Here is a 25,452-nt window from a genome sequence, read left to right on the forward strand (position 1 = left end):
GTGTCGAGTACATTGGATTCACCCGGCCGCCCGGCTGCATCGGGCCGGGTTCATCCGACCGGGTTTATCCGAATCAGGCCGCGCAAGCGGAATCGATCGTAAAGCCATTACGACAGGAGAAAAGAAATGCACATCGCCAGAAAACTGATCGTCCTCCTCGCCTCGGCCTCGCTGGGCATCGGCGCGGCTGCGCCGGCATTTGCGCAGAACGACGCTTCGACGGGCACGGGCACGGGCGCGGCGGGCGTCGCCGCCTCCGCCGCGAAGCCGACCAAGCAGCAGAAAAAGCAGGCCCGCAAGGAAGCGCGCGCGAAGAAGAACGCCGAGTTGAAGAAGCTCGAAGACGCGGGCTACCAGCCTGGCCGCGCGAACGACTCGAACTACCCGCAGGATTTGCAAGACGCGCAGAAAAAGGCAGGTATTGGCCAAGGCGCGAGCCAGTAAACATCGTTCGATCGCGTCGGCCGCGCGCACCGTTTTCTGCGTGCGGCCGCGCTGGTTTTTGCAGTGTCGAGAGTCGTGCTCTCCCCTCCCCGCCAGTCCTCCCTAAGCGCTCACTTTCTGTCCGGCCGTCACCGTTTCAGCGTCCTATTCCACGAACGCCCGACGCTATGTGATACTTTTCAACGCTTGTCCACACAACGAATTGCATCGCTGCAATCTGGGCATAGCTGTGCAGTCGCACATTCCGGCTACAACTAAAGACGCCAACGCTTTTTCCAGTCAAAAATGCCGAATCCATCACACGAGCCAGGCGGCACCGCAGAAAAATTGACCGCTGCCGCCGCTGTCGATCAGATCAGTTTTCGCCGCATCATTCGCCGCAATATCGCGCTGCCGCTCGCGCTCGGCGTCGTCACGATGGCGCTGTTCGTCGCGCTGATCGCCTATCTCGTCAACACGATGAGCTGGGTCGAGCATTCGGAGCGCGTGATCGGCAACGCGAATGAAATGCTGCGGCTTGCCGTCGATCGCGAGTCCGCGTTGCGCGGCTTCCTGATCACAGGCGACGAGACTTTCCTCGCGCCGTATCAGCTGGGTCAGCCGCGTTTCGAAACCGAGATCAACACGCTGATGCAACTGGTCTCCGACAATCCGTCCCAGGTCGAACAGCTCAAACGCATTCGCGGCGTGCAGCAGCGCTGGGACCAGTTCGCGCAGGAGATGATCGATCTGCGCCGGCGCAACCTCGACTACACCGAGCAGGTGAAGAGCGGACGCGGAAAAATCGAGTTCGACGAAACGCGGCGGCTCTTCGGGCAGTTTCTTTCTGTAGAGGAAGCGCTGCGTCAACAGCGCTCCAGTGACGCGCGCAGCGTCACCTCAATTCTGGTGGGCGTCTTTCTGCTTTTCAGCCTGTCGATCAGCGGCTTCATCGCCTATCGCGGGCGGCGTGATCTGGTGAATCTGTCCGAGTCGTACGGCGGCGTGCTCGCGCGCCAGGCCGAGCACACGGAAGTCTTGCAGCAGCAGGTATGGCTGCGCTCCGGGCAGCGCCTGCTGGCGGAGAAGATCATCGGCCAGTCGAGTTCGCCTCTCGTCGGCCGCGCGATCCTCGACTTTCTCGCCGAGTATCTCGACGTCGCGGTCGCGGCCATGTACGTGCGCGACCGCGCGACCAGTAGCCTCAAACGGATTGCCACGTACGGCTTCAGCCAGGAAAGCGAACAGGCGGCGCGCACGTTCCGCGAAGCCGAAAGCCTGGTCGGCCAGGCCGCCGTGTCGCGCCGCACGCTCGTGTTGCACGACGTCCCCGACGATTACGTGAAAGTCGTCTCCGGCACGGGCATGAGCCCGCCGCGCAATCTCGTCGTGCTGCCTATCGAAAACGACGGCATCGTGAACGGCGTCGTCGAACTCGGCTTCATGCGCAACATCGCGCCGCGCGATCACGAGTTCCTGCAACTGATCGCGAACAGCATGGGCGACTCCATCGAAGCCGCGCTGTATCGCGAGCGTCTGCAGGATGCGCTCGCCGAAACGCAGCAGTTGAATGAAGAGCTTCAGGTGCAGCAGGAAGAATTGCGCGTGTCGAACGAAGGGCTCGAAGAACGGGGCCGCGCGCTCGTCGAATCGCAATCGCGGCTCGAAGCGCAGCAGGCGGAACTCGAGCAGACCAACGTGCAGCTCGAGGACTACGCGAAGCGCCTGGAGCGCCAGAAGGCCGATCTGCTCGAAGCGCAGGATGAACTCGCCGCGAATGCCGCGCGGCTGGAGCAGTCGAGCCGCTACAAATCCGAGTTCCTCGCGAACATGTCGCACGAACTGCGCACGCCGTTGAACAGCTCGCTGATACTCGCGCGTCTGTTGCAGGAGAACCGCACGGGCAATCTGACGGAAGAACAGGTGCGCTACGCGGAAACGATTCACGCGTCGAATAGCGATCTGCTGGTGCTGATCAACGACATTCTCGATCTGTCGAAAGTGGAAGCCGGGCAGATCACGATCGACAGCGTAACGGTGCCCGTCGACTCAATGCTGCAATCGCTGCGCGAAATGTTCGAGCCGATGGCGGCTGCGAAGCATTTGCAGTTCTCCGTCGAACGCGTGCCCGGCGTGCCCGAGACGTTCGTCACCGACGGCCAGCGCGTCACGCAGATTCTGCGGAATCTGCTGTCGAATGCGTTGAAGTTCACCGAGCACGGCGAAGTCGCGCTGACGGTCGCCGCCGGCGACGCCGACATGCTTCGTTTCGACGTGCGCGACACGGGTATCGGCATCGCCGCCGACAAGCTCGAACTGATCTTCGAAGCCTTCCAGCAGGCGGACGGCTCGACGAGCCGCCACTATGGCGGCAGCGGCCTCGGCCTGTCGATCTCGCGCGAGTTCGCGCGGCTGCTGGGCGGTCGCGTGAGCGTCGCGAGCGAACCGGGCAAGGGCAGCGTGTTCACGCTCTGGCTGCCGCTGCAAGGCCCCGCCGATGCGCAGGCCCGCGCGACGCAGGCCACCGAGCGGCTGACGCTGCCCGTGCGCAGCACGCCCGCGCCGTCGCCCGTGGCACAAGCCGCGTCCGCGTCCGCGTCTGTGTCCAGGCCCGCGCCCGTGCTGTCGGGCAACGCGCAGCCGACGATCGGCGACGACCGCGACAACCTCCGCCGCGAAAACCGCCTGATTCTCGCGATCGAAGACGATCTCGTCTTTGCCGAAATCCTGCGCGACCTCACGCACGAACTCGAGTTCGATTTCGTCCATGCCACCGACGCAACGACAGGCCTCACGCTGGTGCGCGACATGCAGCCGACTGCCGTGCTGCTCGACGTCGGCCTGCCCGACCGCTCGGGACTGACGGTGCTCGAATGGCTGAAGAACGATCCCGCCACGCGTCACATTCCGATTCACATCGTCTCCGCCACCGATCACGCTGAAAAGGCACTGCATCTGGGCGCCGTCGGCTACACGCTGAAGCCCACGGCGCGCACCACGCTCGAAGCCGCGATCCGGCGGCTGGAGTCGCGCCTGCAGCAACGCATGAAGCGCGTGCTGGTGATCGAGGACGATGCGGCGATGCGCGAGAGCATGCGCGCGCTGCTGCGGAGCGACACCACGGAAATCGTCGCCGTCGCGACGCTCGCGGGCGCGCTGGAGCAACTGTCCACAACGTTGTTCGATTGCGTCGTGACCGACCTCGCGCTGCCAGACGGCACAGGCTACGATCTGCTCGAACAGCTCGCCGCCGACGTCACGCATCAGGCGATGCCCGTCATCGTCTACACGGGCCGCATGTTGTCTGGCGACGAAGAGCACCGGCTGCGCCGCTACTCGAAATCGATCATCATCAAGGGCGCGAAGTCGCCGGAACGTCTGCTCGATGAAGTGACGCTGTTCCTGCATAGCGTCGAGTCGTCGCTCGCGCCCGAGCAGCAGCGCATGCTGCGCACCGTGCGCCAGCGCGACAACCAGTTCGAAGGGCGCACCATCCTGCTCGCGGAAGACGACGTGCGCAATATCTTCGCGCTGTCGCATGTGCTGGAGCCGCTCGGCGCGAAACTCGAAATTGCGCGCAACGGGCGCGAAGCACTCGAAGCGCTGAACAGCGGACGCGAGGTGGATCTCGTGCTGATGGACATCATGATGCCGGAGATGGACGGCCTGACGGCGATCGCACACATCCGCCGAGACCCGCGCTTCGCGCATCTGCCCATCGTCGCGCTGACGGCGAAGGCGATGGCGCAAGACCGCATGCGCTGCCTCGAAGCGGGCGCCGACGACTACATCTCGAAGCCCATCGACGTCGACAAGCTGATCTCGCTATGCCGCGTCTGGCTGCGGCAACGCTAGGCGCGAGGAACCGTCAGCCATGAGCCGCATCTCGTACGACGATTCGCCGCAACGCATGCACGATTTCGATATCGAGCTGAAGCTGCTGCTGGAAGCGATCTATCTGAAGTACCAGCACGACTTCCGCCACTACTCGATGTCTTCGCTGCGGCGTCGTCTCATGCAGGCGCTCGAAGAGTTCGGCGTGACGACGCTCTCGCAGTTGCAGGACAGGATCATGCGCAACGAGGCGGACTTCGTGCGGCTCTTTCACTACCTGACGGTGCAGGTCAGCGAGATGTTCCGCGACCCGGCGTACTTTCTCGCGCTGCGGGATCATGTGCTGCCGGTGCTGCAAACGTATCCGTCGATCAAGGTGTGGGTGGCCGGCTGCAGCACGGGCGAGGAACTGTGGTCGCTGAAGATCCTGTTCGACGAAGCAGGCCTCACCGAGCGCACGCTCTTCTACGCAACCGATATCAACCCCGACGCGCTCGCGCGCGCCGAAGCGGGCATTTACGCGCTCGACCGGATCGCGGGCTTCACGCGCAACTATCTGGCCGCGGGCGGCAAGCGCTCGCTCGCCGATTACTACCACGCGGCGTATAGCGGCGCGCGCTTCTCCGGCCCGCTAAAGGAGCGCGTGGTGTTCGCGGACCACAGCCTGTCGACCGATGAAGTGTTTCTTGAAGCGCATCTCGTGTCGTGCCGCAATGTTCTGATCTATTTCGATCGCGGCCTGCAGGACCGCGCGCTGGGGCTGTTCAAGGACTCGCTGGTGCGGCGCGGTTTTCTCGGCCTGGGCAGCAAGGAAAGCCTGCGCTTTTCGACGCAGTACGATGCATTTGAAGAATTCCGCGAGCGCGAGCGCATCTATCAGAAGCGCTAGACTGCCCGTGCCCTCCAACATCGAACGATCGATCGACGCGTATGAACACACCTCGCCGACCTTCTCCACTGGGCGCAACCGCGCCGATGGAAACGCGCGCGTTCGAGGCGGTGGCGATCGGCGCGTCGGCGGGCGGCATCGACGCGTTGAACGTGCTGTTGCCCGCGCTGCCTGCGTCGTTCGGACTCGCCGTAGTGATCGTCTCGCACCTGCCCGCCGATTCGCCGAGCCGTCTGGCCGAAACGCTCGGCTATCGCTGCGTGCTGCCCGTTGTCGAGCCGGATGCGGGCGAGCCGCTCCTGCCGGGCCGCGTGCATCTCGCGCCGCCTGGCTATCACATGCTGGTCGACGACGACCGCACGGTCGCGCTGTCGATCGATTCGACCGTGCGCTATTCGCGGCCGTCCATCGACGTGCTGTTCGAATCCGCCGCACACGTGTACCGCGAGCGGCTGCTCGGCATCCTGCTGTCGGGCGCGAACGACGACGGCGCGCACGGCCTCGAAGTGATCCGCGCGATGGGCGGCCTCGCGTGGGTGCAGGACCCGCAAACGGCTGTCTCCGCGACGATGCCGCGCGCGGCCATTACGCGTGGCGCCGTCGACGAAGTGCTTTCTCCAACCCTGATGGCCCGGCGGCTCGCCGGTTTGCCGCCTCACACTAGAACGATGACATGAGGAACTCACCCGTCAACATTCTGATCGTCGACGATATCGCGCATAACATCACGGCGCTCGAAGCGCTGCTGGCGCGTCCGGGGATCGATCTGCTGGTCGCCAACTCGGGCACGGCCGCGCTCGACCTGCTGCTCAAGCATGAAGCCGCGCTCGCGATCCTCGACGTCAACATGCCCGGCATGAACGGCTTCGAGCTTGCGTCGCTGATGCGCGGCAGCCCGCGCACGTCGCACGTGCCGATCATCTTTCTGACGGCCACGGCGGAAGACGCGTCGCGCACGTTTCGCGGCTACGAAGCGGGCGCCGTCGATTTCCTGCACAAGCCGTTCGACCCGCGCATCCTGCAATCGAAGGTCGATGTGTTCGTGCAGTTGGAGCAGCACAAGCGCCAACTCGCCGATCAACTGCTGACCACGCGCCAGTTGCTCGAAGCGAACGAGATGTTGATGGCCGTGCTCGGCCACGATCTGCGCACGCCGCTCGGCACGGTGCTCGCGTCAGCGGAATTTCTGATGCGCAACGCCTCCGACGAGCAATCGGCGACCGTCGCGGGCCGCATCAGGAACAGCACGATGCGCATGTCGCGGATGGTGCATCAGTTGCTCAACCTCGCGCGCCTGCAAGGCGGCCGCATGCAATTGCAGCCGCGTGCAAGCGATCTGGCGGCGCTGTGCCGCGGCGTGATCGAAGAGTTCGCGACGCATGAGCGCGCCGGCCAGATCGTGTTCACTTCGCGCGGCAACACGACGGGCACGTGGGATACCGACCTGCTATGGCAGGCCATTTCGAATCTGATCAGCAATGCGTTGCATCACGGCGAGCACGACAGCCCGATCACAGTCGACCTCAATGCTGAAGAGCCGAACCGGCTGCGACTGACCGTCAGCAACCGCGGCGCGATTCCGCCCGCGATGCTGCCGCATCTGTTCGAGGCTTTCGGCTCGAACGGCGCGGGCGAGCGCTCGCGCGAAGGGCTCGGCCTCGGGCTGCACATCGTGGACAAGATCGTCCACATGCATGGCGGCAAGGTGACGGGCAAATCGGACGAGATCGTCGGCACTGTCTTTACGGTCGAACTGCCGCGCACCGCGCAAAGCTGGGTGCTCTGACACGGGGCGACGGCCGGCAGGCCGCGCGCCTGAAATACTTCGTAAGAGATACGCCAGCGGCGCGGGCGCCTTGCGCGGCATGGGCAAGCGTCCGCGCCCCGTTTCGCGCGCCGCCCGGCGTGTGCGGCTGTCAGTCGATGTAATAACGGCTTGCCATCAAACCGCACTACAATGCTTGCCGTCCGATGCCCGTTGTTCGCCTCTTCATCATGTCCAGCCGCCCCTCCCGTATTGCTCTCGCGTTGACCCTGCCCGTGCTTGCCGCGCTCGGCGCGTGCTCGACGCCGCCCAAGGCGAAGCTGCAGGAAGACTTCGTCAGCAGCGGCGCGAGTCCGTACACGCGCACGTTTCAGGTGACGAGCACGGAAGCCTGCGAAGGCGCGCGCCGCGCGCTCCTGAGCCAGGGCTACATGACGACGCTGGTGCGCCCCGATACCGTCGACGCCAGCAAGAATTTCCAGCCCGCCAGCGACTCGCACTTCACCGTTGAATTCCACATCGTCTGCACGGCGGGCGACGATGCGACCAATAGCAGCATCGTCTATGCGAACGCGGTGCAAAGCGGCTACGCGCTCAAGAAGAGCGATACGTCGGCGAGCGTCGGGTTGAGCGTGCTCGGCTCGCTGTCGCTGCCGATCCGCCAGAACAGCGACGCGATGGTGAAGATTTCGAGCGAAACGATCCAGTCGGGCAAGTTCTACGACGGCTTCTTCAATCTGATCAGCCACTATCTGGCGAACGTGGTGCGCAGCGTGCCCGTGCCGGGCAATACCGTCGACGCGACGCCGCTGCCCATGCCCGCTCCCGCGCCCGCGCTGGTGGTCACGCCGATGTCGTCCACGCCCGGCGGCAACGCGGCGCCTGTCATCATGCCCGCGCCATCAAAGGAACAGGCCACGCCGCTTGCAGCGGCAGCGACGCCGGTTGCTTCGGCAGCGCCGGTCTCCGCGACGACGCACGCGCACGAAGCCGCCGCTGCTTCGCCTGATAGCGCGCCTGCGATCATCGAATCGCCGGCTTCGGATGCGGCGGCTTTGGCGCAGTGAAGTTGCCGCGTTGCGTTGTCGGGTCGTAAGCGCTGTGTCGCGACGGTCGACCGTGAGGCGATTGCGCGCTTAATCGACTCAAATCATGAGTCGATAGTCACTCTCGCGCTGCGCGCTTAACTGCCGACAGCCTCCCCATCCACGCGGTGATTTTTATTTTCACGCCACACTCAAGATTTCAGCCATGTTGCCGACCGCGAACGATTATCTGTTTTAAATCATCGATCGGTAAAAACGTTCTGAGTAAAAACGACCGAAGCATCGATACAAATCAAATAGTCGAAAATATTTTCCCGATTGGGCTTTGCCCGCACTTAAGCACGCCGCCAATCCAGCCGTTACTACCTTCACAGAATTAACAAAACGGTACGCAATTTCAGGCAGTAAAACCTGCCGATTCATTTGCGTGCCGCACGTTGCTAAAAATTGGAGAGGGTCCATGTTTGTCGCTATTGGTTGGGTGCTGGTTCTCGGCTCTGTGATCGGGAGCTTCGTGGGAGTGGGCGGCCATTTGCCCGCGCTGGTTCAGCCGTTCGAACTGCTGTGTATTTTCGGCGCGGCAATGGGCGCGTTCGTCGTCAGCAATCCCGTTTCGGTATTGAAGAAAACCATCAAGGCTCTGCCCGGATGCTTCAAGGGCGGCAGTTATTCGAAAGAGGTTTATCTCGAACTGATTGCGCTGCTCTACGAGCTGCTTCAGAAAGCGCGTAAGGAAGGCATGATGGCGCTCGAAGTCGACGTCAATGCGCCGGAAGAAAGCGCGCTTTTCCAGAAGTATTCGCACGTTTTGAAGGACCATCATCTGCTCGATTTCATTGTCGATTATCTGCGGATGATGGCGACGGGCAACGTCAACGTACACGAGGTGCAGGACCTGATGGACGAAGAGCTGGCGACGCATCACGCCGAATCGTCGGTGGCCGCGAACGCGATCCAGAAGATGGCTGACGGCCTGCCCGCGTTCGGCATCGTCGCGGCCGTGATGGGCGTCGTCCACACGATGGGCTCGGTCGGCGCGCCGCCCGCCGTGCTAGGCGAGATGATCGCGGGCGCGTTGGTCGGCACGTTCCTCGGCATTCTGCTCGCGTATGGCTTCATCGGCCCCGTCGCGGATCTGCTCAACGCCAAGGGCCGTGCGGAAGCCAAGCCGTATCAGTGCGTGAAGGCCGTGCTGCTCGCGTCGCTGTCCGGCTACGCGCCGCCCGTCGCCATCGAATTCGGACGCAAGGTGCTGTTCACGGCCGACCGTCCGAGCTTTCAGGAGCTCGACGACGCCGTGCGCGCCACCAAGATGCCGAAGTCGGCCTGACGCGCGCATAGAGGGAGATCAGCATGGCCGAAAGACGACCCCGCGGCGAAGAGGCGAGCGAGAAGGCCGCGCCCGTCATCGTGCGACGCTCGAAGAAGGGCGACGGGCACGGCGCGCATCACGGCGGCGCATGGAAGATCGCCTACGCGGACTTCGTGACCGCGATGATGGCGTTCTTCCTGCTGATGTGGCTGCTCGGCTCGACGTCGAAGTACGACAAGCAGGGCATCGAGGATTACTTCAACACGCCGCTGTCGAGCCTGCTCGGCGGCAACGAAGGGACGGCGGCAGCGCGTCCGAACGTAATTCAGGGCGGCGGCCGCGACATGTCCGACACGCGCCCCGGCGACGGCAAGAAAGCGCAGCAGGAGCCCGCGAAACCGACGCTCACGCAGGCGACGATGGCGCCCAACGACACCGCGCGTCTCGAACAGCTGAAGGCGAAGCTGTCGGCGCTGATCGAGCAGACACCCGCGTTGAAGGCGTTCAAGGATCAGATCCGCATCTCGATCACGAACGAGGGCTTGCGCATCGAGATCGTCGATTCCTTGAAGCGTCCGATGTTCGCGACGGGCAGCGCGAAACTGCAGAGTTACGCGGTCGAGATTCTCACGCAGATCGGCGCGTCGCTGAACGATGTCGATAACCGCATTTCGATTGCGGGCCACACGGATGCCGCTACCTACGCGAACGGCCCGGCAGGTTATTCGAACTGGGAGCTGTCGTCGGAACGCGCGAACGCGGCGCGGCGTGCGTTGGTCGCAGGCGGCATGCGGGAAGACAAGCTGCTGCAGGTACGCGGTCTCGCCGACGTGCTGCCGCTCAACGCGAATGTCGCCGATGAGCCGACCAACCGCCGCATCAGCGTGCTCGTGCTGAACAAGGCCGCCGAGCAGGCGTTCTTCCGCGACGGCGGACGCACGTCGATCGATGAAGCGCTGCCTGCGAGCGAGGCGATTCCCGGCGTGGTGTCGAAACTGAAGGTAAGCACGCGCAGCGCGTATTGATCGCGATGTCGTGTGTTCAGCCGCGCGCTTCGAAAGGAGCGCGCGGCTTTTTTTGCTTCGTTTCAGCGCGAGTTCACTGAGCGAATTGCACGCACAATGAAACGGTCATACGCATCGTTTCGCCCAGCGACACATTCGCGTCGTCAATTGCCTCAGGTTTTGCGCTCAGGCAAGGCAATTTCAGCGCTGCACTTCACAACCGCAACACGTTTCTGATATTGGTAGAGGGAGCGTAGCTGTTGCGCTTGCGCGAGATCACGCGTGCAAACGTGCATTTCCCTTCCAATGCCTCATTGACGGAGAACGACAATGCAAAGAAGACACTTCGTGACAGCAAGTGCCGCTGCACTCGCATACGGCAGTCTGCTGTTGTCGGGCTGCAGCACGACGACGAGCAGCGGTGAATCGGCCGCGACCGACATGTCCAAGCGGCAGTCGATCGACTCCAGCGTCGACGGCGCGCTTTCGAAGCTCTACACGACCGTACAGGGCTCGCGTGAACTGGTCGGCAAAGCGCGCGGCGTCCTGGTGTTCCCATCCGTGCTGCAGGTGGGCTTCGTGGTGGGCGGGCAGTATGGCGAAGGCGCGCTGCGCGTCGGCGGCAGCACGGCGGGCTATTACAGCACGATCTCCGGCTCGTTCGGCCTGCAGGCGGGCGCACAGTCGAAGGCGATCATCTTCCTCTTCATGACGCAAGACGCGCTCGACAAATTCCGCAACGCCAAGGGCTGGTCGGCGGGCGCCGATGCGTCGGTGGCGCTCATCAAGGTCGGGGCGAACGGCGCTGTCGATACAACGACGGCAACCGAGCCTGTCGAAGCAATCGTCATGACGAACTCCGGACTGATGGCCGACGTATCGCTCGCGGGCACCAAGGTGTCGAAGCTGAACATCTGAGCTTGCTGCCGCGCGACGTGGCGCGCTCGCCGCCGTCGCGCATCGCTGCTTCGCGAAAAGAAAAACGGCTCGCCGAGACCGATGGCGGGCCGTTTGCTTTTTGCTTGCGATGCGGCGATCAGAAACGATACGTCACGCCGACCTTCACGATGGGGTACCAGCGCCACTTGTCGGCTTTGTCCTGCAGGGCCTGGCGCTCCTGATCGACGTTCGCCTGACCCGCTTCGGCGACGATGTCCGCGGGGACGTCGAGCGTCACTTCCGGGCGGCCATAGGTGACACCTGCATCGAAGAACGCCGAGAAGCCCTTCTGCGCGACAGGCGTATGACCGAAGCCAATGCCGATATACGGGCGCACCGTCGGATACTTCGCCTTCGCGTGAACGGTCTCGCCATTCGTCGCGTAGTTGGTGCCGTTGATGTTGACCGTGCCGCTCGGGCTGTTCGCGTCGCCCGATACGTTATCCCCGCCGATCAACATGCCGGCCGTAATGCGGAACGGCACCGAAGCGGGCGCCGGGAAGAAGTCGAGGTACAGGCCGCCGTGATAGATCTTGGCCTTGCCGTCGTAGTTCAGGCCGCCGGCGCTGAAGTTGTGCGAGAGCGCAAAGCCGTTGAATTCGGCGCGGATGTTGTCGCGCGTGCCGAGCGGTTCGGAGAAGCCGATACCGAGGCCTTCCGTGCCGACCTGACCATAAATTTCGTGAGCGTGCGCGACGGGCGCGGACAGCGCAAAGCCCGCCGCAAGCGTGACCAACAGCCTTTTCATCTGTGAGATTTCCATCGGGGTTCTGGAGGGCGCCTGACCTTGACGCCGCGTGTATCGGGAAAAATTGCCCGTCACACGCATTGACCTTGCGTTGCGGCGGCGTCCCAGACCCGTCTTATTACGGACCACTCACAGAAAATCTTTAGTGCATATTTAAATCGTTCTTGGCGTGCCGTCTCAAACCCTTTAAATGGCGGGCTCCTCAGCTGAAATCGATAAATTACACGGCCTTACCAATGCTTTAAATCCGTCATTCGATGCCGCGCGTCAATCGCTGGATCGCCTGAGGCGGCTGGCCGAACGCACGCAAAAAAGCCCGGCGCATGCGCTCGCGGTCGCCGAAGCCCACGTCGCGCGCCACCACGTCGACGCCGTGCCGCCCCGTCTCGAGCATCAGACGCGCCGCTTCGACGCGCAGCCGCTCGACCGCCTTCGCGGGCGTCTGCCCCGTTTCTTCCCTGAACGCGCGCGTGAACTGCCGCGGGCTCAGATGCGCGGCGTCCGCGAGCTGCTCGACGGAAAGCGGCGTGTTCAGATTGCGCCTCGCGTACGACAGCGCCGTCTGGATGCGATCGGACTTCGGCTCGAGTTCGAGCAGCGCCGAAAACTGCGATTGACCGCCCGCGCGCCGGTGATACACGACGAGCTTGCGCGCGACATGGCGCGCTAGCTCCACGCCCGCGTCCTTCTCGACGAACGCGAGCGCAAGGTCGATGCACGCCGTCATACCCGCCGACGTCCACACGTCGTTATCGATGATGAAGATGCGGTCCTCTTCCACTTTCACAGCTGGATAACGTTTGCGCATGTCTTCGGCGTAGTACCAGTGCGTGGTCGCGCGCCTGTCGTCCAGCAGGCCCGCATCGGCCAGATGAAACGCGCCCGTGCAGGCGGCGGCAACGCGGCGCGCCGCCGGCGCCGCCCGCTTCAGGAACTCGATCAGCGACGGCGGCGAGGGCTGCAGATCGTTGTCGCCGACGACGAGGATCGTGTCGAAGCGGCTGTCGTCGAACGGCTGCGTCGAGACCTCGAAGCCGGACGAGCACGGCACCGGCCCGCCGTGCTCGGACAGCAGGACGTATTCGTACAAGGGCTCGCTCATCTCGCGGTTCGCGAACTCCAGCACGCTCGTCATGCCGAGATTCATCACCTGAAAACCGGGGAACAGAACGATTCCGACGCGCAGCATGGCTTGGCTCCAGTGATGTCCGGAAAAGAGGCATATACGACATTGAGGCCATGTGAGTATGCACCTAATCTGACGGTCATGCAGACGACGCCGCGTCGCCTGCGCCCTCTGACCTCAGGAGCATTGATATGTCGAATTCTTCCAATACCGCAGCGAACCTCGGCACAGCCGTCGTGACGGGCGCCTCGTCGGGCATCGGCGCGATCTACGCGGACCGCCTCGCACGCCGTGGCTATGACCTGATCCTCGTTGCCCGCAACCGCGCGCGCCTCGAACAACTGGCGACACGAATCTCGAACGAAACGGGCCGCTCGGTAGAAATCGTCGCCGCCGATCTGAACGACGACGCCGATATCCGCCGTGTTGAAAACGTGCTGCGCACCGACGCGAGCATCACGATGCTGGTGAACAACGCGGGCGTCGGCGCAGCGGCACCGCTGGTGGATTCCGACGTCGACAAGATGGAAGCGATGATCAAGCTGAATGTCGTCGCGCTGACGCGGCTCACGTACGCCATCGCGCCCGGTTTCGTCGCGCGTGGCGGCGGCAACATCATCAACATTGCGTCGATCGTGGCAGTGGCGCCGGAAATCCTGAACGGCGTGTATGGCGGTACGAAGGCATTCGTGCTGGCGTTCACACAATCGCTGCATCACGAACTGGCGAGCAAGGGTGTCAAGGTGCAAGCCGTTTTGCCGGGCGCGACGCGCACCGAGTTCTGGAGCGTCGCGGGCATGCCGATCGAGACCGTCGAAGAGATGGGCATTGTGATGTCGGCGGAACAGATGGTGGATGCGTCTCTTGTCGGCTTCGATCTGGGTGAACTCGCGACGATTCCGTCGCTGCCCGATTACGCCGACTGGCAAGCGTTCGAGTCGGCGCGCGCCGCGCTCGGGCCGAATTTGTCGCGTACGACACCGGCTGCGCGGTTCAACGTGGCTTGATGTTGTGAAGTGAGTGCGGTGCGACGCGATGGGGGTTTCACGTCGCGTCGCGCTTTGCCGTGCGGGGTGCGGCGAGTTTATGCGCCTAGACCATGTGCTCGAAGCGTCAGGCTTCGCGAACGGTCAGAACGCGGTGAGGTGCGGAGTTTATGCGCCTAAACCGCATGCCCGAAGGGACGGACGTTGCGAGCGGCTAACACGCGGCGAGGCGCGGCATTTATGCGCCTGACCCGCATGCCCGAAACGCCGCACGTCGCGAACAGCAAACCCGCGCGGAGGCGCAGGGTTTATGCGCCTAAACCGCATGCCCGAAGCACCGCACGCCGCGAACAGCCAGCCCGTGCCGAGGCGCAGAGTTTATGCGCCTAAACTCGCCGCCCACCCCGTGTCGACCCAGCGCACGCCATGCGCCTCACGCGCCCAGCAGCACGCCGGTACGGAACGCCCGCGTTCCCGTCACGCGGCCAAGCGGCGCGCCCGCCGTCACGAAGCGGATCGCGCGTCGCATATAGAGCACGCCTTCCGTATTGCTGGTGATCGTCGTGGTTTCGTCTGTCAACGGATCGACGATATCGAACAGCGCGTCGCCGGCGCGAATCCAGTCACCGATCTTCACGCGATGCACGAGGATGCCGCTAACGGGCGCGTAGAACTGCTCGCTGCCCGCGAGCGGCGTCGCGGGCGTCGGCAGTTCCGGCAGCGGCTTCGCGCTGCCTTCAATTGCCTTGCGATGCGTCAGATAGTCGACGAGCGCGTCGGCGTCCTGCTGCGCAACCTCGTACGATACGTCGCGCTGTCCGCGGCATTCGATCGTCACCGCAACCGTGCCCGTCGGCACCGGCTTGCCGGCGGGCATCTGTTGCTGCAAATGCCACCACAAGAGGCTGTGCGCTTCGTCGAACGCCTGGCCGCCTGAGTCCGTTGCGAGCAGCGACGCTTCCGAGCGCAGATAGCGCGCGAGCGGCTCGACCTCCGGCCAACCCGCCTCGCTCGTGTAGACGTGCATCACCGCTTCGAGCGAGCAATGCAGATCGATCACGACGTCCGCGTCGTAAGAAAGCTTCAGCAACGCGAGTTGCAACGACTCGTACTCGGTGAGCGGCTTTTGCGCATCCAGTTGCTCACGCACCAGTTCGCGAATCAGATTGCGGTTCTGCTGCGCGTCGGCGCCGAGGCGGTCCTTCGCCCGATCCAGCAGCGTCGTGAACTGCATGAAGTGCCGATTGAAGTTCTTGCCGCTGCCCGTTTCGAACCGGCCGATGAACTGGCCGAGCACATGCTGCCCGAGCCCGACGGGATTCGCGACGGGCACGAGCACGATTTCGGCTTTCAGCAAGCCTTGCGATTCGAGTTCCACGAGGCGCCGCTTGAGCAGCACCGTCGTGAGCATCGCGGGCGTTTCGTCCGCGTGCAGCGACGACTGGATATAGATTTTTTGCCCGCTGTTTTGCGGGCCGAAATGAAACGCGACGAGTTCGCGTGACGTGCCCACGGCGGGCGAAAGAAGCGGAATCGATTGCCTGTTCATGTGACTCTTCTGGATGTCGTTCGACGTGTAACCGGATCAGTTACCGTACGGATCGAAGTCGAAATACTTGTGCGCGATCTGCGCGTAGGTGCCGTCTTTGCGCATCGACGCGATTGCGGTGTTGATCGACGTCTGCAACGCGGCTTCGTCCTTGCGCAAGCCGATGCCGACGCCGCGATCGCCCATATCGAGCGGCTCGCCGACGAACGCGAAGCCCTTGCCTTGCGGCGTGCGCAGGAAGCCGTAGTCGGCTTCGACGGTGCCGAGCAACGCGCCGTCCAGGCGTCCATTGACCAGATCGCTGAATACTTCGTCCTGGCCCTTGTACGCCACCACATGGACGCCAGCGGGCGCCCAGTGCGACTGCGCGAACGACTCGAACTGCGTGCCCGTTTGCACGCCGATCTGCTTGCCGGCGAGCGTCGTGGGCGCGCTGCCGTTCAGCGCGGTGCCCTGCTTTGCAACCAGTCGCGATTTGAACTGGAACAGCTTCGACGAAAAGAGAATCTGCTGCTCGCGCTTCGCGGTGATCGCCATCGACGACATGATCGCGTCGATCTTGCGAGCCTGAAGCGCCGGAATCATGCCGGAGAATTCCAGTTCGACCCATTCGCAGCGCGCGTGAATGCGCTTGCAGATTTCATTGCCGAGATCGACGTCGAAGCCCTTGAGACTGCCGTCGGGGGATTTCGCATCCATCGGCGGATAGGTCGGGTCGATGCCGAGACGAATCGTGTCGTTATCGCGTGCGAACGCTGCATGGCTTGCGAAACCCAGTGCGGCGAGGAGAAGTATCAGCGAAGTCTTCATGGCTAACGGGCCTATCGGTCGGCGGTGACGGGATGGATTCTGAGCCGATCCTACGATGCGCCAGTGATACAAAAGAGTGCAAATCTGTCTATCATGATCACTTCTGCTGATCGCCCGCTTTTTCACTCCTGTCGACGATGGCCCTGACCATTTCCCAACTTCGCGTGTTCACGGCTGTGGCCGAGCACGGCAGCATCCGCGCCGCGTCGCGCGCGCTCGGTATCGCGCAAAGCGGAATCACGCAGCAATTGCAGAACCTCGAATCGATGCTCGGCGCCACGCTCTTCACGCGCACCAATCGCGGCATCGCGCTGACGGCGATCGGGCAGCGCATGCTGCAACGCGCGGCGACGATCCTCGGCGAATGCGCGCGCGCCGAACATGAAGCGCAGCAACTGCGTGGCGAGTACGCCGGACAGGTCACGTTCGGCATGACGACCGAGCCGCTGATCGATGCGGGCGCGCCCGTGCTGACCGAGTTTCGCGAGCGCTTTCCGCGCGTGGCCGCGCACATGCGCACGGGCACGTCGCGGATGATGATTCAGTGGATACGCGAGGGCACGCTCGACTTCGCCGTCGCGCTCGTCTCGAAGCACACGGACACGACCGACCTCTCCGTGACGAAGCTGTATCCGTCCGATCCCGTCGTCGTATGCAGGCGCGGTCATCCGATGGCGCATGCAAAGTCACTTGCCGAACTCGCGGATTGCTCGTGGATCGCGACGCGCTCGCCCAATCTCACCGACGATCCGCAAGCGCACCGCCTGAACGATCTGTTCGCGAGTCACCATCTCGCGCCGCCGAGAATCGTCTCGACCGTCGAAGGGCTGTTCGAGTCACTGCATCTGGTGAGCGAGACGGATTGTCTGTCGCTGGAGGCAGCCGTGGTGACGAAGCGCGGGCCGTTCGCGCGCGTGCTGACCACGATCGACGTGCGCGAGCGCGTCGCCGCGCAGGACGTCTGCGTATTGCAACGCGCCGCCGCGCCGCTCACGCCCGCCGCCCAGGAACTCGCAACGATGATCGCGTCGTACACGCGAACAGTGCGCGCGCGAAATCATCGGACATAGTTGAGCCAGCAACCACCGCTCACTGTTCGGGCTCCCGTAAACCCTCACCTGAAGCACGTTCCGCCGGCCTTGGCAGAAAACCGCGCGCAGTTGGCAGCATCGCGTGTATCAATGCTTTTGCCGCGCGCGGAGGCTCTCCCTACACTTTGATCACACGCCGATCGCTCACTTCGACACAGCGAACGGCCACCACCGATCACGTTCTGGAGAACCCGAAATGAGCGAAATCATCGCAGGCATCAAGATCCCCGACAGCAAGATGGCGCGCGAAGCGACGCAGCTCGTGCGCGACACCGAAACCGATCTGCTCTATCACCACTCGCGCCGCGTGTTCCTGTTCGGCGCGCTGACAGGCGAGCGCAAGCAACTGAAGTACGACCCGGAGTTGCTGTACATCGGCGCAATGTTCCATGACATGGGCCTGATGGAGAAATACAGCAGCGCGCACGACCGCTTCGAAGTCGATGGCGCGAATGTCGCGCGTAATTTTCTGCAGGGCTACGGCATCGACGAAAACGACATCGACATGGTGTGGGACTCGATCGCGCTGCACACGACGCCGGGCATTCCGCAGTACAAGAAACCCGTGGTGGCGCTGGTGACGGCCGGCGTCGAAATGGACGTGCTGGGTCTCGCCTATGACGAGTTCTCGACGGAAGACCGCAAGCTGATCGTCGCAGCGCATCCGCGCGGCGAGAGCTTCAAGGAAAACATCATCGACGCGTTCGCGAACGGCACCAAACACAAGCCGCTGACGACGTTCGGCAACGTGAAGGCCGACGTGCTCGCGCTGAAAGACCCGGAATACAAGCGCCTGAACTTCTGCAGCATCATCCTCGGCTCGGCGTGGAACGACTCGAACGTGCAGGCGGGCACGTGCCGCAATCCCGCGCACAACCACGGCTAAGCGCTACTGACCGCTCTCTCCTCGTCAAGGTCTGTTGACGATCAAGCCGCTTGCAGTCTCCGCTCAAGCGTGCCTTTGAATCCGCGTTCTCGCGAGCGCGGATTCTTTTTTTTGTCGGGACAGAACTGCGAACGGTTGATTTGTTCGCGCTTCACTCATCGCGCCAGAATTGCGCGTGACGACCGTCGAACGGTGTGCGAAGGCAGTTCGCCAAACTGCGCCTTGTACGCATTGGCGAAATGCCCGAGGTGAACGAATCCCCACTGAGCGGCGGCATCGCTGACGGAAAGATCGGCTTGGCGCGTATCGAGCAGCAGGCGCCGCACCTGTGCGAGCCGCAACGAGCGCACGTAAGTCAGCGGATTGGTTTGCACGACAGCCTGAAAACTGTTCTGCACCGTGCGCCGGCTCACGCGCAATTGCGTGCAGAGGCTTTGAATGTCGATGAGCTCGTCGGGATGGTTGACCACGAAATCGTGAATGCGGCGCACGATATCGGCCTGACATGCATAGGTCAGCCGGTTCGACGATGCGGGCACGTGATACGCGAGCAGATCGACCAGCGCCTCGCTCACCTGATTGCGCACCGCGTGCTGCGCGCGGATGTCGTCGAACGCGTCGGGTTGCGCCAGCACGCGTTCGATCAGCGTCGCGAGTTGCAGCCCCGCGCGCGTACATGCGGCATTCGGAATATCGAGCACGGTGCGGCGAAAGAGATTGTCGTCGAGTTCGACGCCCGCGCAATCGGCGACGCCTTGCAGCATGTCCGAATCGACCACGACGCCGATCAGTGCCATATCGTCGGGCGAATGGAACTCGAACGGCATGCCGCCTTGCGCCATCACGAACCCGCCGCGATCGATACGCACGCCGCCGAACGAGAACGCCCCTGCGCCCGCGAGCGGAATGCCAAACGTCATATGATTGTCCGGCAACTGCCCGCGCTGCACGACGCGCAGATTCGCCGACTCGTGGAACACCTGCAGGCCGTCCAGCTCGATCTGCTTCACCGCGCTGCGAAACGTGCCTGAGCCGATCTGGTCGTAACGCTGATCCCAGCCCCGCAGCGCGGCCGCGTGGTCATCGGCATCGTTGAAGAACTGGTGATGAACGTACACGGTGCCCCCACAATCTCAAAAAAACCGCCAAGTTGCCTAGAATAAACCGACCACGCGGTCGGGGAAATGCTTCCGAGGGTTTGTCCTGGGCGTTTTCGTCGGCTGGACGCGACAGTCCGTGGATTTTGACGGACGCGCTTACTTCCCCATTCTAGTCGGCGTCAAAAATCCGCCGAAGCCTTCCAGAACACCAGGCGCACTAAAGAAAATCCTTAATGCCCGGCTGTTACCGGGCTAGATTTACTTATATCCTAGCGAATCGCTTTTTCCCGCCTGGATATCAATGGTGACGACCCGATCCCGCTCTGCCACGCCTCTCGCGATGCATCGCAATCTGCCGATGCTGCTGCTGCGCGCGCGCGAACTCATGATGGCGCGCTTTCGTCCCTTGCTTACGGCGCAGGGGCTGACCGAGCAGCAATGGCGCATCATTCGCGCGCTGCACGAAAACGGGCCGCTGGAGCCCCGGCAGATCTGCGCGCTGTGTACGATTTCGAGTCCGAGTCTCGCCGGCGTCCTGGCGCGTATGGAAGATCTTGGCCATGTAACGAAAGCGCGCTTCGAGGACGATCAACGGCGCGTGCGCGTGTCGCTGACTGCCCAGAGCGCGGAGATCGTCGAGCGGATGAAGCCGATGCTCGAAGCGGAATATCGCGCGCTGGAAGATAAAGTTGGTGCGAAGGTTGTCGGTGATCTTTATGCGGCGGTGGATGCGTTGATCAGGGAACTGGATGCGGAAGAAAGCCGCAATGCGGAGCGAGACGAACGCGGCACGTGAAGCGCGTGGCGCGTGACAGTAGCCGGATCTGCGAACAGATATTGCTAGTGGTATCTGCGATTTGCCTTTGGGCTTCATGCGTTGCCGTTCGGTGTTTTGGCCTTTACGCTGGCATCCGCGATTTGTTAGCGTGCTTCACGCGTCGCCCCTGTGCGGGGCGGCACCTACTTTTCTTTGCCGCCGCAAAGAAAAGTAGGCAAAAGAAAGCGGCTCACCCCGCCAGTGCTAGTTTTTGCCTGAGGGCCCCCAGAGGGTCTTACGCTTCACACGGCAACGTATCTGTTCGCGTTCGTTGCGAACGCTCTCAACAGACGCCTCACCCGCTTCAGATACCCGTACAAGGACTGGCGGCAGCGAATGGTTTGCGCCGCCCAGGTGGCAAACTGTGTGTAGGTTGTCGCGTCGTATAACTCGGCGCTCTTACCTGGTGGGACGCGTGTACTATCGGTCCGAAGTGAGGCGTGTGTAGCGCTACGGCCTACACACAGTTTGCCACCTGGGCGGCGGAGGAATATCCGGCGCGGCACGCTGCGACGCGGACGCGCGAAGCGGGTGAGGCGCACCGCAAGAGCGCTGGCAACAAACATGAATCACGTGATTGCCGTGTGAGGCGTGGGACCGGTTGGGGTCCCTCAGGCAAGAAAAAATGTTAGCGGTGTTAGCCGCTTTCTTTTGCCTACTTTTCTTTGCGGCGGCAAAGAAAAGTAGGTGCCGCCCCGCACAGGGGCGACGCGTGAAGCACGCTAACAAATCGCGGATGCCAGCGAAAAGCAAAAACACCGAACGGCAACGCATGAAGCGCAAAAGCTACTCACTTTCCCCCTCACCCGCTGCTTCGATCAACTTCAACGACACATCCGCATCACCAATCTTCTCAATCGCCAGCAGCGCAAACCGCGCCAGAAACATCGGCGCATTAGCCTCGCCGACTTGGGTCATCGTCTTGCACAGCCGCGTATAGACGGTATCGAGTTCTGCATCGGTCATCGCGTTCTCCATTCGTTGAATCGGTTCATCAAGCAAGCGCGCGCGTAATCGCGGTCTCGACATCATCCGCGCTTGCATTGCGCCAGCGCCCCAGCACATGTCCATCCGGGCGCAGCAGATACACCGTGCCCGGCTTCGCGTCATAGCGCTCGAAGATGCGCCCCGTGTGATCCCACGCATGCACGCCCTGCGCCTCGGCATGCAAACGCGCGCTGATCGACACAACCTTGAACGGCACCCCACGTTCACGCATCGCTTGCCCAACTGCAGTGAAGTCAGCGGACACGTCGCCCTCTTCACCAAAACACAACACCGTAAACCGCGCACCGACGAGATCAGTCAAATGCGCTTCACGCGCATGCCCACCTTCAGCAATCGTCACCGGAAACTCGGCAAGCACCGCCCCCGGCACCGGCCCCGCCGCAAACCCATCGCCATCGGCAACATTCAGCGGCGACTGCGCATAAGTAATCGCCGACGTCTGCCGCGGGTTAATCAATGAGCGCACACCCGGATGCTTCACGGCAAGACTCAACACGGCCTTGCGCATCAGATCGAATGCAAACGAAGGCGGCGCCATGAACTCGGTACTCTTCGTGCCATAGCTCAAATTCTCATGCGTAGCGGCAACACGCTCATCCGAATAGCTATCGAGCAACTTCGCCGACGCCAATCCCTTCACAACAAACGCCAGCTTCCACGCGATATTGTCCGCATCATCAATACCCGAATTCGCGCCGCGCACGCCAAAGATCGGCACGAGATGCGCGGCATCGCCCGCGAACATCACGCGCTGGTGACGATAGCGCTCGAGCGTCAACGCATTGGCCTTGTAGATCGTGATCCAGATCGGCGCCCACTCGCCTTTCTCGCCCATCATATCGAGCAGGCTCTGCACGCGCGGCATCACGTTTTCAGGCTTCACAGCCTGCTCCGCGTCTTCGCCGTCGCGCAGTTGATAGTCGATTCGCCACACGTTATCCGGCTGCTTGTGTACGAGCACAGTCGAACCCGGATTCGACGAAGGATCAAAATACGCGAGACGTTCCGTCGGACGATCGCTTTGTAGTTCGATATCGACGATCACATAGCGCCCTTCGTAGCTCGTGCCTTGCAACTGCAAGCCGAGCGCTTCGCGGATCGTGCTGCGCCCGCCATCGGCGGCGACGACCCAATCCGTCTCTAGCGCGTAGTCGCCATCTGGCGTGGTCAATTGAAGCGTTGCGCCATCGTCACGCGAATCGATCGACTTCACGCGCGTCTGCCAGCGGATATCGATCAGATCGGCGCGCTTCTCCGCTGCATCCAGCAAGAACTGTTCGATGTGATATTGCGCGAGGTTGACCATCGGCGGCAGCTTCTGGTTCTCGTCCTGCGGCATCGTGAAGTGCAGCACTTCCGTCTCGCGATAGAAGCTGCGTCCGCCTGTCCACGGCAAGCCGGTTTTCAGAAAGCCGTCTAGTGCGCCGAGCCGTTCGATGATCTCCAGACTACGGCGTGAGATGCAGATCGCGCGGCTGCCATAGCAGACGGAGTCGTCCGCTTCGATCAGCACGCAGCGCACGCCGTGATTTGCGAGTCCGAGCGCGACAGCCAGTCCGACGGGCCCGCCGCCGACGATCGTCACCGCGTGACGCTGCGCGTCCACGCCCTGCGTCAGTTGCGGCACGCGCGCTGCGTATTTTTTCCCAGCGAACGGATACGGTTTGAATTGCTTGTTCATCGAATGCTCCAGATCGATTCGTTCAGGCGAGCCGCGCATGTGGCGCTTCGCGTTTATCCATCGGCAGCAACGTCACGATGATCACGCCGATCACCAGCAGCACCGCCGAATACAGCAGTCCCGCCGAGAAGCTGTGCGTCCCATCCCGCAGCCAGCCGACGATCAGCGGATTGAGCGCCGAACTGATGTTGCCCGTCGCGTTGATCACGGCGATGCCGATGGCGCGTGCGCGAAAGCTCAACGCATGATCGGGCGTGGTCCAGAAGATCGACATCGCCGTGTATGAACCCGCCGACGCGAGGCACACGCCGAACATGCGCATCGCCGGGTTCGCCGAGTATGCGGTGCATAGCCAGCCCGCAGCGGAGAACAGCATCGGAATCATCAGATGCCATTTGCGTTCCTGCTTGCGGTCGGAACGGCGTCCCCACCAGATCATCGCGATGATCGTACACACCTGCGGGATCGCGGCGAGCAAGCCAATCGTGCGATTGCTCGCATCCGCGCTGAAGCTCTTCACGATCAGCGGCGTCCACACGGCGACCATCGCGAGCGTATTCACGAGGCAGAAGTACGCAATCGCGAACTTCACGACAGCCGGCGAGAGCAGTTCACTGACGATGCTCTTCTGACCATTCGTATGAGCACTCACAGTAGCGTCCTGCTTATGTTCCGCAGCAAGTGCCGCGGCAAGCGTGCGCTTCTCTTCGTCGTCGAGCCAGCGCGCCTGTTGCGGGCTGTCGTCGAGATATGCATACACAACGAGACCGAGAATCGCCGACGGCAAGCCTTCGAGCAGGAAGAGCCATTGCCAGCCCTTCAGTCCAAGCGTGCCGTCGAGTCCAAGAATGAAGCCCGACAACGCCGAACCAACCGCGGCCGTCACGGGCATCGCAATCATGAACAGCGCGTTGGCGCGCGCCCGGTACGCGGCCGGAAACCAGTAGGTCAAATACAGCAGAATGCCCGGCAGAAAGCCCGCTTCCGTCACGCCGACCAGTACGCGCAACACGTACAGCGTGCCGGGACTCGACGCGAACATCGTCGCCGTCGACGCAAGCCCCCACGCGATCATGATCGTGCCGATCCACCTGCGCGCACCGATGCGCGCCAGCACGACGTTACCCGGAATCCCGAACGCAATGTAGGCGACGTAGAAGAGCGTCGTCGCGAGACCGAATTGCGTGCTGGTGAGCCCGAGGTCCTTCATCATCGTCAGGCCGGCAAAGCCAATGTTGATGCGGTCGAGAAACGAGAAGAAGAACAGCACGAACAGGAACCCCAGCAGATGCCGCGATACCTTCGCGATCACCGGTTGTTCGTGCGCATGCGGCGCGGTGGTGGCAGGCGTCGCATGCAGCGCGCCGGCTCGCGAGGAGGTGTCCATACCGTTGTCTCCGATGTTGTCGCATTCTGATGCGTCGCAGTATGGAGCGCGGCTATGTGCTGCCTGTCCTCATTTTGGGTACAACGTGGGGCCCGTTAAGGCCTGGGGAAAACGCGGATAAGTCAGCGGAAACGCGTGCCGAGAAAAAGAGGATTGCGTCAGACCTTACCCGGCCCGATGCACAGCGCGAACAGTTGCCGCTGGCTCGAAATGCCGAGGCGCCGGAACGCGCGCTTCTGATACGTAACGACGCTCGTCGCCTTGATGCCCATCGTGTCGCCGATTTCCTGCGCGGTGCGTCCTTCGAGCACGCCCGTCAGCACGTCGAGTTCGCGCTTCGACAGTTCGGGACAGAGGCCGCGCACGCGCGCGAGCATCAGATGCGAGATCGCCAGATCACGCTGGCCGCAGATCGCGTAGTGATGCTTCGCCGCGTGCGCAATCAACGGCGCCATCGCTTCGATCAACGCGATCTCGCGCGGATGGTAATTGCCGAAGCGTCGGTCGCGATACAGGTTCACCGAGAGCCAGATATCGGGCGTCGGCTGCACGAGCAGCGACACGCGGTCCGACACGTTCGGCTGCTGATAACACGCCGCGCGATACGCTTCGTTGAGAATGTCTTCGCTGGTCTGCTGATGCAGCACGAGTGTCGAGCCGGGCTTGTCGTTGCGCGCCGACGAAACGATCTTCTGGTTGCCGTCGAGTGCATAGAAATGACGCGCGTACGTATCCGCGACGTCGCGCAGAAAACGCCCACCGCGATGGTCCGCCACAGAAACAGTACGCGGCCGGTTGCCGAACTCGTACGCGAAGATCGTGCATTGCGAAATCGCCGCGATGTCGCCGAGCAGCTTGAGTACTTCGGCGGCGAGCGCATTCGAATCGTCGCTGCCGATCGACGAAACGAGTCCCGTCGCGCGGCTGAGATCCAGCTGCCCTTGAGAAACGGGACGGTCGAGACGCCATGAACGCATGATCGGAGTATGGCCGGAAGCGGCGAGAGGAAACGACGAATAGCATCATTTTAATCTGCGCCACGTTTGCGCAT

The 25,452-nt window shown here is 62.6% G+C and carries 22 protein-coding genes; 13 read left to right on the top strand and 9 right to left on the bottom strand.

Annotated elements, in window-relative coordinates:
- Positions 1-126: 126 nt before the first annotated feature.
- The 9 genes from C2L65_RS29440 (at position 127) to C2L65_RS29480 (ending at position 11,191) form a co-directional block, all read left to right on the top strand.
- Positions 127-444, top strand: coding sequence for a DUF4148 domain-containing protein (locus C2L65_RS29440; RefSeq protein WP_042304452.1), 318 nt, complete (start codon positions 127-129; stop codon positions 442-444).
- A gap of 327 nt (positions 445-771) precedes the next feature.
- Entirely contained in the window at positions 772-4,278 is a 3,507-nt protein-coding gene (locus tag C2L65_RS29445; protein ID WP_042304513.1) for a response regulator, read from the top strand.
- Between the two features lie 19 nt (positions 4,279-4,297).
- Positions 4,298-5,146, top strand: a complete 849-nt coding sequence (locus C2L65_RS29450; RefSeq protein ID WP_042304451.1) for a CheR family methyltransferase — start codon at positions 4,298-4,300, stop codon at positions 5,144-5,146.
- Positions 5,147-5,187: 41 nt separating this feature from the next.
- Complete coding sequence (locus C2L65_RS29455) at positions 5,188-5,823, top strand: chemotaxis protein CheB (RefSeq protein ID WP_042304450.1); 636 nt, start codon at positions 5,188-5,190, stop codon at positions 5,821-5,823.
- The gene (locus C2L65_RS29460) at positions 5,820-6,932 is read left to right on the top strand and encodes a hybrid sensor histidine kinase/response regulator (RefSeq protein ID WP_042304449.1); all 1,113 of its coding nucleotides are present in this window, start codon (positions 5,820-5,822) and stop codon (positions 6,930-6,932) included. Before C2L65_RS29455 ends, C2L65_RS29460 begins: the two co-directional genes overlap by 4 nt.
- Positions 6,933-7,141: 209 nt before the next feature.
- Positions 7,142-7,978 (top strand): DUF2242 domain-containing protein, encoded by an 837-nt coding sequence (locus C2L65_RS29465; RefSeq protein ID WP_042304512.1) that lies wholly within the window; start codon positions 7,142-7,144, stop codon positions 7,976-7,978.
- A 439-nt stretch (positions 7,979-8,417) separates the two neighbouring features.
- Positions 8,418-9,287: a flagellar motor stator protein MotA gene (motA, locus tag C2L65_RS29470; RefSeq protein ID WP_042304448.1), complete on the top strand. Its 870-nt coding sequence runs from the start codon at positions 8,418-8,420 to the stop codon at positions 9,285-9,287.
- A 23-nt stretch (positions 9,288-9,310) separates the two neighbouring features.
- Positions 9,311-10,294, top strand: coding sequence for a flagellar motor protein MotB (gene motB / locus C2L65_RS29475; RefSeq protein WP_042304447.1), 984 nt, complete (start codon positions 9,311-9,313; stop codon positions 10,292-10,294).
- A 309-nt stretch (positions 10,295-10,603) separates the two neighbouring features.
- A complete protein-coding gene (locus C2L65_RS29480; RefSeq protein WP_042304446.1) occupies positions 10,604-11,191 on the top strand; it encodes a BPSL1445 family SYLF domain-containing lipoprotein in 588 nt (195 codons plus the stop codon).
- Between the two features lie 118 nt (positions 11,192-11,309).
- On the opposite strand, the gene C2L65_RS29485 is transcribed toward C2L65_RS29480, so the two are convergent.
- Both C2L65_RS29485 and C2L65_RS29490 read right to left on the bottom strand, forming a co-directional pair.
- Positions 11,310-11,960, bottom strand: coding sequence for a hypothetical protein (locus C2L65_RS29485; protein WP_042304511.1), 651 nt, complete (start codon positions 11,958-11,960; stop codon positions 11,310-11,312).
- A 250-nt stretch (positions 11,961-12,210) separates the two neighbouring features.
- The gene (locus C2L65_RS29490; protein ID WP_042304445.1) at positions 12,211-13,149 is read right to left on the bottom strand and encodes a GlxA family transcriptional regulator; all 939 of its coding nucleotides are present in this window, start codon (positions 13,147-13,149) and stop codon (positions 12,211-12,213) included.
- Between the two features lie 128 nt (positions 13,150-13,277).
- Between C2L65_RS29490 and C2L65_RS29495 the strand changes: the two genes are divergently transcribed.
- Positions 13,278-14,093: an SDR family NAD(P)-dependent oxidoreductase gene (locus tag C2L65_RS29495; RefSeq protein ID WP_042304444.1), complete on the top strand. Its 816-nt coding sequence runs from the start codon at positions 13,278-13,280 to the stop codon at positions 14,091-14,093.
- A gap of 412 nt (positions 14,094-14,505) precedes the next feature.
- Here the strand turns inward: C2L65_RS29495 and C2L65_RS29500 are convergent, their stop codons facing one another.
- A complete protein-coding gene (locus C2L65_RS29500; RefSeq protein WP_042304443.1) occupies positions 14,506-15,621 on the bottom strand; it encodes a succinylglutamate desuccinylase/aspartoacylase family protein in 1,116 nt (371 codons plus the stop codon).
- A gap of 36 nt (positions 15,622-15,657) precedes the next feature.
- Complete coding sequence (locus tag C2L65_RS29505) at positions 15,658-16,431, bottom strand: transporter substrate-binding domain-containing protein (RefSeq protein ID WP_042304442.1); 774 nt, start codon at positions 16,429-16,431, stop codon at positions 15,658-15,660.
- Between the two features lie 137 nt (positions 16,432-16,568).
- Here C2L65_RS29505 and C2L65_RS29510 point away from each other — a divergent pair, with 137 nt between their 5' ends.
- A complete protein-coding gene (locus C2L65_RS29510; RefSeq protein ID WP_042304441.1) occupies positions 16,569-17,501 on the top strand; it encodes a LysR substrate-binding domain-containing protein in 933 nt (310 codons plus the stop codon).
- 217 nt (positions 17,502-17,718) lie between these two features.
- The gene (locus C2L65_RS29515; RefSeq protein WP_042304440.1) at positions 17,719-18,408 is read left to right on the top strand and encodes an HD domain-containing protein; all 690 of its coding nucleotides are present in this window, start codon (positions 17,719-17,721) and stop codon (positions 18,406-18,408) included.
- A gap of 155 nt (positions 18,409-18,563) precedes the next feature.
- On the opposite strand, the gene C2L65_RS29520 is transcribed toward C2L65_RS29515, so the two are convergent.
- Positions 18,564-19,526, bottom strand: a complete 963-nt coding sequence (locus C2L65_RS29520; RefSeq protein WP_042304439.1) for a helix-turn-helix domain-containing protein — start codon at positions 19,524-19,526, stop codon at positions 18,564-18,566.
- A 283-nt stretch (positions 19,527-19,809) separates the two neighbouring features.
- On the opposite strand from C2L65_RS29520, the gene hpaR reads away from it, so the two are divergent.
- Entirely contained in the window at positions 19,810-20,304 is a 495-nt protein-coding gene (gene hpaR, locus C2L65_RS29525; RefSeq protein WP_042304438.1) for a homoprotocatechuate degradation operon regulator HpaR, read from the top strand.
- An 807-nt stretch (positions 20,305-21,111) separates the two neighbouring features.
- On the opposite strand, the gene C2L65_RS29530 is transcribed toward hpaR, so the two are convergent.
- The 4 genes from C2L65_RS29530 to C2L65_RS29545 all read right to left on the bottom strand — a co-directional run bounded on the left by C2L65_RS29530 (position 21,112) and on the right by C2L65_RS29545 (position 25,378).
- Positions 21,112-21,291 (bottom strand): hypothetical protein, encoded by a 180-nt coding sequence (locus C2L65_RS29530; protein WP_042304510.1) that lies wholly within the window; start codon positions 21,289-21,291, stop codon positions 21,112-21,114.
- A gap of 28 nt (positions 21,292-21,319) precedes the next feature.
- Positions 21,320-23,014: an FAD-dependent oxidoreductase gene (locus C2L65_RS29535; protein ID WP_042304509.1), complete on the bottom strand. Its 1,695-nt coding sequence runs from the start codon at positions 23,012-23,014 to the stop codon at positions 21,320-21,322.
- 22 nt (positions 23,015-23,036) lie between these two features.
- The gene (locus C2L65_RS29540; protein ID WP_042304437.1) at positions 23,037-24,401 is read right to left on the bottom strand and encodes an MFS transporter; all 1,365 of its coding nucleotides are present in this window, start codon (positions 24,399-24,401) and stop codon (positions 23,037-23,039) included.
- 158 nt (positions 24,402-24,559) lie between these two features.
- On the bottom strand, positions 24,560-25,378 hold the full coding sequence (locus tag C2L65_RS29545) for a helix-turn-helix transcriptional regulator (protein ID WP_042304436.1): 819 nt from the start codon (positions 25,376-25,378) through the stop codon (positions 24,560-24,562).
- Positions 25,379-25,452 lie beyond the last annotated feature (74 nt).

Source organism: Paraburkholderia terrae (assembly GCF_002902925.1).
Taxonomy (GTDB): domain Bacteria; phylum Pseudomonadota; class Gammaproteobacteria; order Burkholderiales; family Burkholderiaceae; genus Paraburkholderia; species Paraburkholderia terrae.